Here is a 14,924-nt window from a genome sequence, read left to right on the forward strand (position 1 = left end):
TATCAAATCCCCTGAATCGCTTCATTAAACGCTTTTTCTTCAAGTTCTAAAGTTTTGTATTTATCAGAATCTTTAGCCATACCCCAAGCTGAATTTGAACACCAAACTTGTAAATCATTTGGTAAAACAAATTTTTTTAAAATTATGATCAATATAGTTAAAGATAAACCAAACCAGTTTAAAATAGCTGCTGCCCTCATTACTTGTAACTCTATTAACTTTTCCAAAAGAATATACTTCGCACTTAGCTCCATCATTTTCGATTTTAAAATAGGCAACTGCACAATAATCCCCAAACCAACCCCGATCATAGCAAATGAACTTCCTAATTTAATAAATAGTAGTGCAGCAATCCAACCATTCTTTTCTTTTATAAATCCAATAAAATCACTAAAAAATGAAAAAACTGAACCAGCAACAGCAAATGAAGCACCATAGATTTTTATCTTCTCTGCTTTTTGAGCAAAACTTAAAGCTTCCATACCATTTGATGAAATATCTAGAGTTGCTGCTGTTAACGAGAACATTCCGGCTATCGCACCTGTACTATTTTCCCAATTTGGGTCATTGAGTAATTTACCACCTTTGCTTCCAAAGTTGATTAATTCTAAGAGAGCAACAACACCTGATATCCTTAAAGAAGTAGCCGTTGAAGAACTACTTAAAATCTCTTTTATCTTTTTTGCTGTAGCACTTGATTGAAGATTCTTCCAATTCGTTTGAATTTGGGTAGCACTCAAACTACTTCCGTGCTTAGCCATTCTTAAATCTGCATTATATAACAATGAATATTTAGGTACTTTGTCTTTAAGGACTCCTCCATGAGCATAAGCTATTAAAGAAATTCTAGACAATCCCCTAGAAATAGCATCTTTAGCGTTATATTTTAAACTCCATTTAACTGCAGTTCTGGTTATTGCAGAAATAAACAGCACACCTTTGTGGTTCCAACCAAGTTTTTCAACTTTATCACCATTTAATTTTAACCATTGTTCCCAAGCTGAATCCGCAGCAAACATTGCACTTATAAAATCTTTTATGGAAGATTGCCCTTGATCCCAATCCAAAGTATCAGTGGAATTAGCAGCCGACTCAAATTTAGTAAATAATTCTTTTTGATTATATAAAACTGCTCTTAGATATAAGTTATCAGTTGTTACTTTATCTTGTAACAACCATTTTTCCATCAAACTTTGACCAATATCCGTACCCGTCATCCCATTCATGATATTCATAACACGTGTATAAAAGGCAGCGCCATATGGATTTGTTGTCGCTTGATCATACACATGCAAGGCGTTTAATAGTTGCTTAGATTGAATCCAAATAAGGTGATCTTTAGCATAATTTGCAGAGGCATTCACTCCAGTATCTATATGACTCTTAACTTTTGTATCAAAAGTATTTTTAGCATCCCAGTTGAAACGATCTTTATATTTTTGATTCCACTCTGAACTACTCTTATCTTTTGCTGCCGTAATAATATTTTCTTTCGATTTTTCAATGTCATATTTTTTATTAAATTCTTCAAACGCTTTTTTCTTCTCTGCTGCAGAAGCTTTTTCCCAAATTTCATTTACTTTCTTTTGATATTCTCTTTGATCTATATTAATTGAGAATTGTGGTATTTTACCCTTAGCATATATCATCTTAATCGTTTGCTCATTTACGACAACGTTAGCCTCAAGATTTTGACGAATCAGTTTATTTTCAATAATGGTTTGCAAACTGTCCACAGTTTGAGATGATTCGAATTTATGTTGATTACTACCTTCTGCAAGGTATTTCATTAAAGAACCAAATTGTGCGTTACGCTCTTCATTTAATTTTTTCGTTATTCCAATTGGATCATATAAAACCAATGCTACACAAAGATTAGGTGTTTTTTTAAATACACCATTAATAGTTTCCCACCTACCTGCGTTTACATTTTTCCCGCTTTTTTGATTATTGGCATTAAATCCATTCGATTTATATACATTTTTCAACCCATTCACAGATAAACAATTATCTGACTTTTGATTCGCCTCCCACTGATTAGGGTCAATTTTCTGCCATCTTTTATTCTGTGCATAAGTGTCAGCATTATTTTCATATTCCTGCATTTTTTTTGTGCTTATTTGGTCATGAGTCAAAAGTAAATAAGCCGCTATAATTTTTTTACCACTTTTATTTGGTAATGTAATTACAGATGCCATAGCACTATGACCATTTTGCTGACATGCAAATTCATTTGGCACATCCGCTTCTACGGGTTTTGTCACATTAAAATATGACATATAGCCATGTTTAGTTGCCCTATAACCTAACCAATCTGCTTTAGTCTGGCCCTGTCTTTTTATGCAAACATAAATAAAACCCTCAGTAACCATTTGGGCAACATAATTGAAATTAGTCAATTGTAATCCTGCATGATCTTTCTTTAAAGATTCAGGTAATACTGGAACATTTATTCCTTTTTTTTCTATTCCATATTTTAACGGTAATATCCAAAACCCATTTTCTTTACAAAAGTTAGAGCATTTTTCAGCATTTTGTTTAGCCTTAGAACTCTGCTTATTAATATCAATTGACTGAACAGAAATTTTTGAATTTTGACCGGATTTTTCCATAATACTTTTTGGATCAAGTGCCCTTTTACCCGATAAATCGTAACTTTTAAGATTTTTTGCCCACTCATTACTTTTAGCTTGATCGAGTTTTCCTTGAGAACCAGTGAGCATCGGAAGTTTAAAATCCGTTAAATTTTTCTTAGAATTTTTATTATCATTAGCCATGAGTCATTATCTCTAATTTTTTTAAATCTTGTTTAATTACTTTCCATAAATCACGATCAATAAAATTCATTGCTTCATTAAAATCATATTCTGTTTCAGCCCGCTCCCAATATTTTTCTAAAATATTTTTTACTTCCGGATGTATTAAAAAATTTCTTCCTAAGATTTCTGCATATAAGCCATATGTAAAAAGATCGGCGTATCTATCGACTTTATTTTTTTCATGTGCCATATATAAATTTAATAATATATTTTTAGGATTTAAATTTTCTTTGTCTATCTCTTCATAGTTAAAAGATTGCACAAAGACTTGATTACTGATTTCTATAAGATCTAATGCTAAAGACTGCTCTGGTGATAATTTATATATTTTTCGCGAAATAAATTGCTGATCTTTTGTTTTATTCCAACTAAAATAACCAGTTGGATGTACAAACTTCCAAGATTCAAATATTCCTAATAAGCTATTCAATTCAACTTCATGAAAAATTTGATCTAAATAACTCAAGACTCTAGGATCATACCAACGAAATAAGATTTTTGAGGTTATATCTTGTACGACGAGGCTTTTCTTAAATCTTTCATTTATCATTTTATTTTCAAGTAAAGATGCACCGAATCCATGTACGAAATATTTATTATTTTGAATGTCAAAATTAGCTGTGATCTTTTCACAAATTTCTTTTCCAATCTTTCCCAATATTTCTCTATTAGCTATCTCCACAAAAAACAAATTGGTATCCTTCGACTTATTTCCCAATGCTAATGGTAAATAAATAATATTTTCTTCTTTAAGAATGCGCTTTAATTCTTTAAAACAGTCAGCTTCTAACGTTACATCTAATAAAACTAATAAACGTCCAAATTTATCAAGCAGACTCTCCATATCTGCATATATTTTATCTTTAGAGTAATTGCCGCCAATATTTATTATATTAAATTCACTCATAAAATCACCTTTGCAGATCCCAAATCAGCAGCTTGTTCTTGTTTTGCAGAACAATCCGGTAAATTCAGTGCTGGCGGATTAACTGATGCCGGTGTTACAAACTTATGCTGCCCCGCTTTCGCCTCAAACTTCCCACTCGTAGTCGGAAAGACGCCCGAACCATTCAGTTTGATCTGTGAACCACCCGCAGTTAAATTAATCTCTTTAGGGCTGGTGATATATACCGTATCTTCGGTTGAAATAATCTGAATACCCTTACGTGCTATCAGATCGAGTCCATCACCTTGTGCCTGAATTTCAACTTTCCCTTTCCCAGCAAATGCACGTAAACCATCTTGTGCTGCAAATAAACTGATTTTTTTACCTGCATGGCCAATTAAGGATTTTTGCGCGGAAATATTCAAACTCTCGCCAGCAGTGTGACTCATCAAACCAGCTGCTGAAATGTGTACATCTTCATTGGAACTTAGCGCAATCGAATTTGGAGCTGCTAATAGCATGACAGCCGATTTAAACTCAGCAGCTTTTTGCTGATCATCCTGACTTAATATCTCAATAAAGGCTTGAAGACTCTCCAATACCTCAAGAGGGTCGGTCTTTTGGTTTTTCGCTACATCACTCAGCCCTTTAGCATTATTCAATGCGCTTTCGATTTGTGTATGGGCTTCATGGCTCGCTAAATGCACCCCACCTGCTTGTGCTTGCTGATGTGTCGACACCAACAAACCTTGCCCAGCCCGTACTGCCCCCCATTGATCGGTCCGCAGCTCAAAACCTTCACCCCGACTTTCACTCTCAGCCTTTTCTTTAGGATGACTTAAATGACCTAAATTCAGTTGTGTTGCACCATGGCTACTTTGCAACTGCGTACTAATTTGTCCCGTGGTGTCATCAAAGCGTAATTGACCAAATCCCTCTCCCGCCACTTCTTTAGAACGAATTCCCGCGAGTTTTTTGGTATCTGGTAATTGTCCTTTATTGTCAAATTTAGTGGGACTACGCTGCGCTTCATGAATACGACCCACGACAAAAGGTCGGTCAATGTTGCCATCAAAGAAATCAACGACAACTATTTCACCAACTCGAGGTAAGAAACGCGCTCCATAACCTTCGCCGGCCCAAGGGGTCACCACATCAACCCAAGCCGAGTCTGTGTCATTATTATTCGCACCTGCACCGCCATCATGGCCATGATCATCAGAACGGGTAAACAGAAAACGAACTTTTATCCGCCCCCATTCATCAACATGGATTTCTTCACCAGCAGGACCCACAACTTTAGCACGCTGTGGATGTGTTACTGGTCGATGTGTAAGCGGATTAAATTCAGGGACGGTCGTTATATTTCGACGTTGTAAAGCCAAAGTATTGGCTTGGCGTTCATCCGCGTCGCTTTGTTTGACTTGCCACTGACTTTGATGGATCAGTTGTGTAACTTGATCGGTTAAGTCTTTGGGTAAATTATTTTGGTTATAAAAAGACTTGGATAAAATCAAAAACTCTTGATCGGCCCCACGATGCTGGTCAATCTCTGGATGCTCATCCAATTTGAACCAATAACCAACTTGTGTATCACGCACGGTACTTTTAGCAATAAATTGTTTGGCTTGAGCTGCATAATAATCACTAAAATTTTGATTGAGACGTTCAACTTGAGCACTATTAGAAGCTGTTGCAGCATCTTCACCATTCAGATCTTGCATCCATGCAGGGCTCACATGCCATGCTTGCTCTAAGCTTAAGCTCGCATTATCTTGATTTTGACTATGTAGGTGCTTGCTTTGTACTGCACCACCACCCTCGTCCTGTTCAAGCACATCTGCCTGCCACCGCTGCACATGCACCGACGTCGGTTGCAGACTACGCTGACCGATAAAACTGGTCATACTGTCATTTTTTTCAGTCGCACTACTGCGATGAAAACGGATATTACGTCGCTCCAAAGCTTGATATTGACTATTATCATCAATCAAACGTAGCTTTTGGGCTGCGATGGGTGCCGCAGACGATGTTACAAAAGATTGAGCTTCATCAACCAACCAATGAATGCCTTCACTGCGTAGTAAGCGAGTAATAAAATCATAGTCGGTTTCATTACTTTGCATCATGAATGGTCGAACGTCATACTCTTTTTTTAAGCCACTTAAGTCCAAACTTAAGCTCGCTGCAAAAAGTGGGCTCTTTTTTTGCCATTCTTTAAAAATAATCTCGACCACATCTTTGACCGATTTATTCATAAACACACGGCTATTACGACGCTTATGCCACAATGCCGTTGCATCTTCTAAGGTCAACTTATATAGCGTTAATGCACCATCACTTTGGCCTTGAAATGCTTCTGTAATGATCCCGGTAATACGAAAAAGTTGACCCGCATCGGTTACCTGATCGATTGCGACTTGTGTACCAATAAATTGTTTGAGTTCTAAGGTGGCAGAAGTTGAGAGACAGATGAGCTGAACATTCAAACCTTCACTTAAGGCATGTTCCCCATCAATACGTTGCAAGAATACTTGTTCATTCAGCGTGGTATTGGAAAATTGAATATGCAAGGCACGTTTTTGTGGACTAATGCCCAATTTCTCAAGTGCAGAATATATATTGTTCAGCATCGTTATTATCTAAAATCAGATTTTTATAAAATATGCGGGGTATTTAATCAAAAAAACTCATATTTTTCTAGGCATAAACTGCCTGCTTTGTTGGGTTTTATGTAAGTAAAAATTCAAATTTTCACATCAATTATTTATGTTATTTTTACTCTATTTATTTCTGCATTAAAAAAATATAGAGACCATCAAACTAAACTTCAGGTCTCTTCATACCACCTTACTGCTTTGCATCACGATTTATTGGTATTTAAAAATGCGTGAATATTCTCCAATTGTTCTTGTGCTTCGACATAGCCTTGCAAGGCCGCTTTTTCCAAATATTGCTGTGCAATTTTAAGATCACGCTCTACGCCCATGCCATGAATATATAAATAGCCCAATCGCGTTAACGCCGCAGCATTCATCCCCTGAGCCGCTTGTGCATAATAGCTATGCGCTAGGGTTAAATCTTGCTGTACACCTAAACCATGTTCTGACATTTCACCAAGCTGGTACAAGGCAGTCACATTTCCCAATGCTGCCGCTTGCGAGAAATACTGCAACGCTTGTTGGAAATCTTGTGTTCCCCATTGTCCTTTTAAATTAACCAGACCCAGTTGCGTGAGTGCATCAGGATGGCCTAATTTTGCCGCCTTCAACAATACTCGCTGGCTTTGAGCATCATCAAATTGTAGATCAGGCAAGATATTTTCCACAGCTAAACGATAGAGATACCAAGCAGCATCCTGCGAACCTTGTTCTGCAGCTTTTTCCAGATAACTCAAACAGTGATCACGATGTGCTAAAGGATATTCTGGCAATGCATAAAACCGTCCAATCACATAGTTTTGATCTGCGACACAAGTAATGGACATATCATTTAAATGCCTAGCAGCTTCAATTAAAAGTTGCTGTGCTTGCTTGATATTTCGCTCAACACCGACCCCATGTAGGTAGCATAGTGCCAAACCGACTTGGTTAATGAATAATGGTTTGAATTGATACGCTGTTTGATATAACTCAAATGCTTTTTGCGGATCATCACGAACCAAATACTTTTCAAAATACAGTGCTGCAATAAGACTAATCGCTTCAGCATCTTTAAGTTGAGCAGCTTCGGTTAGAAAGCGAAAACCTAAAGTTTCCTGCTTCTCCAAGTACCAACCATGAAAATGTGCAATGCCTAATAATCGGCTGGCTGCTGCAACTTTGTGCTCTTTGGCCTGCTGCAAAAGATCATGATAAACCCGCTGACGCTGATCGACGTCGATTTTACCCATCAATACTGCTTGATAATATTCATACAACTGCTGCTGGTGCCCGAGTAGCAATCCTCGCTTTAAATATTGCAATGACTTTTCATCATTTTGCGCAAGATACTTTCCTTGCGCATAGAACTGCTGCAATTGCTGAATAGCCGCCATATGGTCTTGTTGGGCAGCTTTCAGTAAATATTCCAATCCCAGAGCAATATTTGGCGTGGCTTGGTTTAAATAGAACTGTGCCAATTGATACTGTGAATTGGCATGTCCATTGTCCGCATTTTTTTGCAACAAATCTAAATGTTGCTGCTCGGCATGTGTCTGATCTTCTGGGTTTAATTCGGCGAGTCGATATTGCGCATCCAAATGACCGCGTGAAATCGCATGTCGATACCAATACTGCGCTTTTTCAAGATTGGGTACACCGCCATAGATACCTTCTTCAACTTGTCCCAACACATATGCAGCATCATCGCTGCCTAAACTATTGGCTTTTTCCAATAGAGCCAGCGCATTTTCCACACTGACTTCTCTGCCTAAGCCTTGTAAATGCATCTGTCCCATAGCGACATAGGCCTGTGGAATTTCATGCTGTTTGGCCAAATTTTGATACAACTCATAGGCACGCGCATAGTCGGTTGGTGCATCAAGCATTAAACGTTCTGCAAATTTCAGCTGTGCATCTAATTGGTCTATCCACAAGTCATGCCCAACCGCTTTAGCCTGATCGCGTTTCACTGGATCGGGTCTTTTCCACATCCAAAACGCAAGTGCTCCCATCCCCAAAATTAGTATCAGTAAAAACCACATACTCGCCCCAAAAAAATCAATATTTTAATTATTCCAACATTGTGTCTGATTTTAATTCTATATACAAAAAAAGCACCGAATTCGGTGCTTTATTTTTTTCAAAATGAGATAGCTGTCATGCTTTTGCTCGTTTTGCATCAAGTTTTTTGAGCACCTCTGACACAGCCACCATCGCAAAGCTGGACGTCACCACTACTGCTGAACCATATCCACCACAACGTAAGCCCGCACTTGGACAAACATCAGCACTGGAAAATGGATTATCAATCGAATAAACACAGGTAATCCCAAACTTTTCTTTCGGCTTTTTACAAATGCCTTTGCCGCGTAATTGTGTGCGCAATTTGGCTAACATCGGGTCTTGCTCTGTTCTTGATAAATCTGCGACTCGGATTTTCAGCGGATCAAGTTTACCCCCTGCTCCACCGGAAACGATCAACGGAATTTTATTAAAACGGCAATGTAGCATTAAGGCAAATTTGGCCTTCACATCATCAATACAATCTAAAATTAGGTCAGGAGCACCTGCCAAAATTTCTTTGACATTTTCGGGTGTGAGATAATCATCAATCAAATTTATTTTGATTCGGGGATTGATCGCACGGCAGCGCTCTGCCATCACTTCAATTTTTTCATGTCCCAGTGTCGTACTCATGGCAGGCAATTGTCGATTAATATTCGATGCAGCAACTACATCCATATCGACCAAGGTTAGCTCACCAATACCAGTACGCGCTAAAGCTTCGACCGCCCATGAGCCTACACCACCAATCCCTATCACCATGACATGACTTTTTTCATAATGATGAAAACTTTCATCACTATATATTTTGGCTACGCCAGCAAAACGGCGGTCATATTCATCATCTTGGAGCAGTTCAGTCATAGGTCTGGAGGCAGTGTTAAATCAGCCGCCATTTTAGCAAATTCGCTACTTATTTTCTTTGATAAAACGCAATTCAGCAGACAGCACAACAGAGAGGCATTCGCATCAGGTCTAAATCCATCAAAATAAACATTTACAGCGAACGGAGATCTGCTTTAAAAATATAACCATAGATCAAAAAATCAAGTGTGTATTGCCATGAACATCCATCCTCTGCCAAATAATTTAAAAATTACCGATGACAAAAATGAAATAGATTTAGACACCGTGCATCGCTTTTTAAGCCATACCTATTGGTCAAAAGATATTCCAAAACATGTGGTGAAAAAAGCGATTGAAAACTCTTTGGCCGTGGCCTTACTTCTCGATGATGAACTCATCGGTTTTGGTCGTGCTATTACGGATTATGCAACTTTTGCTTATTTAGCCGATATTTATGTCGCCGATGCGCATCGAGGCAAAGGCTATTCAAAATTGATAGTGAGTACTTTATTTGAAAAATGTGGCGCCGCAGATCTAAGACGCATGTTGCTTGCAACGGCGGATGCACATGGCCTATATCGTCAATTTGGCTTTACTGATTTGGCTCAGCCTGCAAGTTTTCTCGAAATTCATCAAGCCAACATCTATCAACGATAGAGAAAATATCTCGGATAAAAAAAGAGGCTTTCGCCTCTTTTTCGATCTTACAACCTTAGTCTTTATTCATAATAAAGAAATATTCACGGTAGTATTTGAGCTCTGCAATCGAGTCACGGATATCATCCATCGCTAAATGCGAGGCATTTTTCTTCAAGCCACCCATGATCTCTGGGCGCCAGCGTTTCGCCAATTCTTTCACTGATGATACATCGAGATTACGGTAGTGGAAGTATTGTTCCATTTCAGGCATTAAACGATGCAAGAAACGACGATCTTGGCAAATTGAGTTACCACACATTGGTGATGATTTTGGATTCACCCATTTTTTCAAAAATTCTAAAGTTTGCTGTTCAGCATCTTGTGCTGTCAATTTACTACGACGTACACGTTCGATCAGACCTGATTGACCATGTTGGCGAGTGTTCCACTCATCCATTGCATTGAGCACACGATCAGACTGATGTACCGCAAGCACAGGCCCTTCCGCCAGAATATTTAAATTATCATCCGTCACAATTGTTGCAACTTCAATAATCTGGTCGTTATCTGTATCTAAACCTGTCATTTCAAGGTCAATCCAAATCAGGCGTGTATCAGGTGTGCTGCTCATAAATGTGCAATCTTATTAGGCTGTAAAAATGAACATAGTAGCAAATTTATTGGGCTTGCGCTGTAAATAGACCCTGCTTTCATGCTATTTTTGCCATCTAGTTTTCATGGTTTTTTAGGATATGAATGGCTTTAATTCGTAAGCGCCGACTGACTGAACAGCAGCAACGTCGCATTCAGAAGCAACATAAATCTCGTCAGGAAGAAATCGATACTTCTGCAGATTTGGAAGGCTTGGTCGTCCAACATTATGGTCGTCAACTTGAAGTTCAAGCGCTGTCTACACCCGACCAACATCCTGAAAAACCCATTGTGCAAGCAGGTGAACCTGAACCCCATTGGAAACCCATCGAATTAGGCAGTGTTTGGCGCTGCCATACCCGTACCAATCTCGAATTATTGGTGACGGGTGACCGTGTCAAATGGCAAGCTGACCCGATCACAGGTTTAGGGATTATTACCGCGATTCATCCACGCCAATCTTTACTGACACGCCCTGACCGTTATCACAAAGTGAAACCTGTCGCAGCCAATGTCAGCCTGATTGTGATTGTATTTGCACCACTTCCTGAGCCAGCGCCAGGCCTGATTGACCGCTATTTGGTGGCCTGTGCAGATGCCGATATTCCAGCCTTATTGGTCTTAAATAAATCCGACTTGCTTAAAGACAACGATCCGATCTTAACGCTATTACAAGAATATCGTGACTTGGGCTATGAGGTCATGCAAACCCAATCTGATGGTGACTTAAGCGCACTTTCTGCTCGACTTTCTGGTGAAACTGTCGCATTTGTAGGTCAGTCTGGGGTTGGTAAAAGTACTTTAATTAATGCCATTGTTCCGGATGCTGCGCAAAAAACCAATATTATTTCGGAAAACTCCGCGCTCGGTCAGCACACCACCACGTCTACGCGCTTAATTGCGTTTGGTGAAGGTTCTGCATTGATTGATTCACCAGGAATTCGTGAATTTGGTTTATGGCACTTAGAACTTGAAAAAGTTCAACAAGGTTTCCCTGAGATCGAGTCACATTTGGGTTATTGTCAGTTCCGTAACTGTACGCATAAACATGAAAAGCAATGTGCGCTTAGAATGGCGGCTCAAAATGGCGAAATTTTACCGCGTCGATTAGACAGTTATTTACGTCTGATCGACGAAATCACGGAAGCGCAGCAAAAAAATTAATTTTTATTCTGTTCATACCCTTGAAGGGGTGATTTTGATCACCATATTTATGGGCTATACTCTTGGCAATTTAAAATTGTAGTTAGGTGAATTGTGGAACGTTGGTTCGAATTTATGGGGAATCACCCCTTCTTATTTGGAACGCTGGCTGTATTGGTCGTGCTGTTCTTTATTCTTGAAGGCCAGCGTAATGGTCGCAAAATTTCACCTCAATCTTTAGGGATTTTAGTTAAAGCTAAAAATGCTCAATTGATTGACTTACGTGATGCGAAAGACTTCCGCGAAGGTCATATTAGCGGTAGCCGTAATATTCCATATAGCCAAATTACAAAACACATTGAAGAGTTAAAAACTTCTGATCGCCCGTTGGTTTTTGTATGTAACCTTGGTCAAGTGGCAGGTTCTGCATTGCAACAAGTCGGTCATGCAGATGCATACCGTTTAGACGGCGGCATTAGCAACTGGAAAGCTCAAGGCTTACCTCTAGTTAAAAGCAAATAAGCGCTTCTTAGGAGATTAACATGGCTGAAGTTACGATTTATTCAACAACTGTATGTCCTTACTGCATTCGTGCAAAACAGCTCCTAGAGCGTAAAGGCGTGGCTTATAAAGAAATTAATTTATCAAATGAAGCGCCTGAAGTACGTGTTGAATTGATGCAACGCACCAACCACCGTACCGTTCCTCAAATTTTTATTAATGATCAGTTTATTGGCGGTTTTGACCAACTTTATGCTTTAGAGCGTGAAGGCAAACTCGACGGCATGCTATCTTAATTTTAAACATAAATCGTCACCTCATATTAAGGAATAAACAATGAGTGAAGAACAACAAGCTCAACCACAATTGGCATTAGAGCGTATTTATACTAAAGATATTTCTTTCGAAGTACCTGGGGCTCAAGTATTTACTAAAGAATGGCAGCCTGAACTAAATATCAACCTTTCTTCTTCTGCAGAAAAAGTTGATCCAACACACTTCGAAGTTTCACTGAAAGTTGTCGTTCAAGCGAACAATGCGGGTGACACTGCATTTATCGTTGACGTTACTCAAGCAGGTATCTTCCTAATCGATAGCGTTGAAGAAGAACGTCTTCCTTACATTCTTGGTGCTTACTGCCCAAATATCTTGTTCCCATTCCTACGTGAAGCTGTGAACGATATGGTTACTAAAGGCAGCTTCCCACAATTATTGCTTACACCAATTAACTTCGATGCTGAATTCGAAGCGAATTTGCAACGTGCGCAAACTGCTGCTGAAGGCCAAGCTTAATCGCTTATCTTCAAATCTAAAAAAGACCGCTTTTAGCGGTCTTTTTTATTGCTTTTTAGCTCCCCCCCTTTACTAAAAAGGGGAAATGAGGGGGATTTACTTCTACTTAACAAAATCCCTCCCACTCTCCCTTTTTAAAAGGGAGGAGCAAATTACTCAGCATCCATCATTAAGTCAGCGCTCATACCTACAGTATTAAAGCCAGCATCAACATACAGAATTTCACCTGTAATACCATTTGCCCAAGGCGAGCAAAGGAACAATGCTGCATTACCGACATCTTCAATAGTTACATTGCGTTTAAGTGGTGCGACTTTTTCATTTAGGTCTAACATTTTACGGAAAGATTTAATCCCTGAAGCCGCTAAGGTACGAATCGGACCTGCTGAAATCGCATTTACACGAATACCTTCAGCACCAAGACTTGTTGCCAAATAACGTACGCCTGCTTCTAGTGACGCTTTTGCCATACCCATAACGTTATAGTTTGGCATTACGCGTTCAGAACCTTGGTAAGTCAGCGTCAATAAGCAACCTTGACGTGCAGCCAATAAAGGTTTTGCCGCACGAGCCATCGCAATAAAGCTATATGCGCTGATGTCGTGAGCAATTTTAAAACCTTCACGGTCGGTAATATCAGTGAAATCGCCATCTAAAGTATGTGCCGGTGCAAAACCAATTGAATGCACAACACCATCTAGACCATCCCAATGTTTAGCAAGTTCAGCAAAAGCGGTATCAATTTCAGCGTCGACTGCTACATCACATGGGAAAACTAAAGTTGAACCAAATTGTTCAGCAAAATCATCTACACGTTTTTTTAATTTTTCGTTTGGATAAGTAAAAGCCAGTTCTGCACCTTCGCGATGTAAAGCTTGCGCAATACCAAATGCGATTGATAACTTACTTGCAATACCCGCGATTAAAAAGCGTTTGCCAGCCAATAGTCCTTGTGCCATGTGAAACTCACTCAAAATAATTTAACAGCATAATGCCAAGTCTAAAGCATTTTAGAAATTGCATAATGCGCCTTTTTTTAGAAAACCATCATTGCATGCACGATGCGAATAAAATCAGATTCAATCAAGCGGCGTCAATATTTATTGGCCGCTTAAGCGTCCAGATGCAATGCTTGTGATGAATTAGTCCATAATATATCTGCAATCTCAGATTCGGTACGATTTAAACTCTGAGCTAACCCCTGCAAGACATAGGGCAAATTGACCGGCGTATTACGGGTACGCCCTTCCGTCGAATGCTGACAACATAAGGGTGTCATATCGGGACAGTCGGTTTCTAAGACCAAATGTGCCGCCCCTAAAGTCTGAACCACTTGATGTAATTTTTTTGCATTGGGATTGGTGATTTGCCCCGTTACACCAATTTTAAAACCTAGCTTGGTAAATGCCTTCGCTTCTTCAACACCACCACTAAATGCATGTGCAATACCACCGAGCTTAAATTGATGCTTTTTCAACATCGAAAGCACCTCCGCATGGGATTTTCGAATATGCAGCAATATCGGTTTATCAAACTGCTGTGCTAACTCAAGTTGTGCGGAAAAATACTGCTGCTGCTTTTGAAAAAGTTCAGGCTGCTTATGCTGTTTCAAAAAGGTATCTAAACCAATTTCACCTACAGCAACACAATCATGCTGCTTTAGCATCTGTTCCACGTCGAGCAAATGTTCTGCACGATGTTGCTCAATATAAAACGGATGTAAGCCGGGAGCTAAATAGCTTTTGGGAGCATTGGATAAACGATCTAAAAACTCTTGGGTTTGCAGCAAATCGTGAAAACGTGACTGTACAAAACCAATCAATACTAACGCATCGACACCCGCCTGTTTGGCAGCATACGCCAACTGTTCCCGATCAGCGTCAAAATCGGGAACATCAAAATGCGTATGCGTATCAAACAATGAGTAAGTCATTGAACTAA

Annotated in this window: 13 protein-coding genes; 5 read left to right on the forward strand and 8 right to left on the reverse strand. The window is 39.2% G+C overall.

What is annotated here, in order from left to right:
* Positions 1-2 precede the first annotated feature (2 nt).
* The 5 genes from FTU80_RS07855 to FTU80_RS07875 form a co-directional block, all read right to left on the reverse strand.
* Positions 3-2,777 carry a T6SS effector BTH_I2691 family protein gene (locus FTU80_RS07855; RefSeq protein ID WP_180084679.1) on the reverse strand — a complete coding sequence of 925 codons (2,775 nt, stop codon included), beginning with the start codon at positions 2,775-2,777 and terminating at the stop codon, positions 3-5.
* Positions 2,770-3,726 carry a hypothetical protein gene (locus FTU80_RS07860; RefSeq protein ID WP_180084680.1) on the reverse strand — a complete coding sequence of 319 codons (957 nt, stop codon included), beginning with the start codon at positions 3,724-3,726 and terminating at the stop codon, positions 2,770-2,772. Before FTU80_RS07860 ends, FTU80_RS07855 begins: the two co-directional genes overlap by 8 nt.
* Positions 3,723-6,338, reverse strand: a complete 2,616-nt coding sequence (locus FTU80_RS07865; protein WP_180084681.1) for a type VI secretion system Vgr family protein — start codon at positions 6,336-6,338, stop codon at positions 3,723-3,725. Before FTU80_RS07865 ends, FTU80_RS07860 begins: the two co-directional genes overlap by 4 nt.
* A 230-nt stretch (positions 6,339-6,568) precedes the next feature.
* A complete protein-coding gene (locus FTU80_RS07870; protein WP_180084682.1) occupies positions 6,569-8,389 on the reverse strand; it encodes a tetratricopeptide repeat protein in 1,821 nt (606 codons plus the stop codon).
* Positions 8,390-8,504: 115 nt separating this feature from the next.
* Positions 8,505-9,275, reverse strand: coding sequence for a ThiF family adenylyltransferase (locus tag FTU80_RS07875; protein ID WP_180004537.1), 771 nt, complete (start codon positions 9,273-9,275; stop codon positions 8,505-8,507).
* Between the two features lie 198 nt (positions 9,276-9,473).
* Here FTU80_RS07875 and FTU80_RS07880 point away from each other — a divergent pair, with 198 nt between their 5' ends.
* Positions 9,474-9,914, forward strand: coding sequence for a GNAT family N-acetyltransferase (locus FTU80_RS07880; protein WP_180084683.1), 441 nt, complete (start codon positions 9,474-9,476; stop codon positions 9,912-9,914).
* 55 nt (positions 9,915-9,969) lie between these two features.
* Here the strand turns inward: FTU80_RS07880 and orn are convergent, their stop codons facing one another.
* A complete protein-coding gene (gene orn / locus FTU80_RS07885; protein ID WP_067763591.1) occupies positions 9,970-10,527 on the reverse strand; it encodes an oligoribonuclease in 558 nt (185 codons plus the stop codon).
* Positions 10,528-10,652: 125 nt separating this feature from the next.
* On the opposite strand from orn, the gene rsgA reads away from it, so the two are divergent.
* From rsgA to secB, 4 genes are all read left to right on the forward strand, one after another.
* A complete protein-coding gene (gene rsgA, locus FTU80_RS07890) occupies positions 10,653-11,711 on the forward strand; it encodes a ribosome small subunit-dependent GTPase A (RefSeq protein ID WP_180004539.1) in 1,059 nt (352 codons plus the stop codon).
* Positions 11,712-11,804: 93 nt separating this feature from the next.
* Positions 11,805-12,212 carry a rhodanese-like domain-containing protein gene (locus tag FTU80_RS07895; protein ID WP_078189639.1) on the forward strand — a complete coding sequence of 136 codons (408 nt, stop codon included), beginning with the start codon at positions 11,805-11,807 and terminating at the stop codon, positions 12,210-12,212.
* A 20-nt stretch (positions 12,213-12,232) separates the two neighbouring features.
* Positions 12,233-12,487 carry a glutaredoxin 3 gene (gene grxC / locus FTU80_RS07900; RefSeq protein WP_078189640.1) on the forward strand — a complete coding sequence of 85 codons (255 nt, stop codon included), beginning with the start codon at positions 12,233-12,235 and terminating at the stop codon, positions 12,485-12,487.
* Positions 12,488-12,527: 40 nt separating this feature from the next.
* A complete protein-coding gene (secB, locus tag FTU80_RS07905; protein WP_078189641.1) occupies positions 12,528-12,983 on the forward strand; it encodes a protein-export chaperone SecB in 456 nt (151 codons plus the stop codon).
* A gap of 152 nt (positions 12,984-13,135) precedes the next feature.
* Here secB and FTU80_RS07910 read toward each other — a convergent pair whose 3' ends face one another.
* Complete coding sequence (locus FTU80_RS07910) at positions 13,136-13,942, reverse strand: enoyl-ACP reductase (protein WP_180055657.1); 807 nt, start codon at positions 13,940-13,942, stop codon at positions 13,136-13,138.
* A 152-nt stretch (positions 13,943-14,094) separates the two neighbouring features.
* Positions 14,095-14,916 (reverse strand): TatD family hydrolase, encoded by an 822-nt coding sequence (locus FTU80_RS07915; protein ID WP_180084684.1) that lies wholly within the window; start codon positions 14,914-14,916, stop codon positions 14,095-14,097.
* Between the last annotated feature and the right edge of the window lie 8 nt (positions 14,917-14,924).

Origin of the sequence: Acinetobacter sp. YH12145, from assembly GCF_013418335.1 — a bacterium.
Lineage (GTDB): Bacteria > Pseudomonadota > Gammaproteobacteria > Pseudomonadales > Moraxellaceae > Acinetobacter > Acinetobacter amyesii.

Bases quoted from the DNA above. Each gene is read 5' to 3' on its own strand.
- orn (WP_067763591.1), bottom strand. From the start codon at position 10,527: ATGAGCAGCACACCTGATACACGCCTGATTTGGATTGACCTTGAAATG.
- FTU80_RS07915 (WP_180084684.1), bottom strand. From the start codon at position 14,916: ATGACTTACTCATTGTTTGATACGCATACGCATTTTGATGTTCCCGAT.
- secB (WP_078189641.1), top strand. From the start codon at position 12,528: ATGAGTGAAGAACAACAAGCTCAACCACAATTGGCATTAGAGCGTATT.
- FTU80_RS07860 (WP_180084680.1), bottom strand. From the start codon at position 3,726: ATGAGTGAATTTAATATAATAAATATTGGCGGCAATTACTCTAAAGAT.
- grxC (WP_078189640.1), top strand. From the start codon at position 12,233: ATGGCTGAAGTTACGATTTATTCAACAACTGTATGTCCTTACTGCATT.
- FTU80_RS07880 (WP_180084683.1), top strand. From the start codon at position 9,474: ATGAACATCCATCCTCTGCCAAATAATTTAAAAATTACCGATGACAAA.
- FTU80_RS07865 (WP_180084681.1), bottom strand. From the start codon at position 6,338: ATGCTGAACAATATATATTCTGCACTTGAGAAATTGGGCATTAGTCCA.
- rsgA (WP_180004539.1), top strand. From the start codon at position 10,653: ATGGCTTTAATTCGTAAGCGCCGACTGACTGAACAGCAGCAACGTCGC.
- FTU80_RS07910 (WP_180055657.1), bottom strand. From the start codon at position 13,942: ATGGCACAAGGACTATTGGCTGGCAAACGCTTTTTAATCGCGGGTATT.
- FTU80_RS07875 (WP_180004537.1), bottom strand. From the start codon at position 9,275: ATGACTGAACTGCTCCAAGATGATGAATATGACCGCCGTTTTGCTGGC.
- FTU80_RS07870 (WP_180084682.1), bottom strand. From the start codon at position 8,389: ATGTGGTTTTTACTGATACTAATTTTGGGGATGGGAGCACTTGCGTTT.
- FTU80_RS07855 (WP_180084679.1), bottom strand. From the start codon at position 2,777: ATGGCTAATGATAATAAAAATTCTAAGAAAAATTTAACGGATTTTAAA.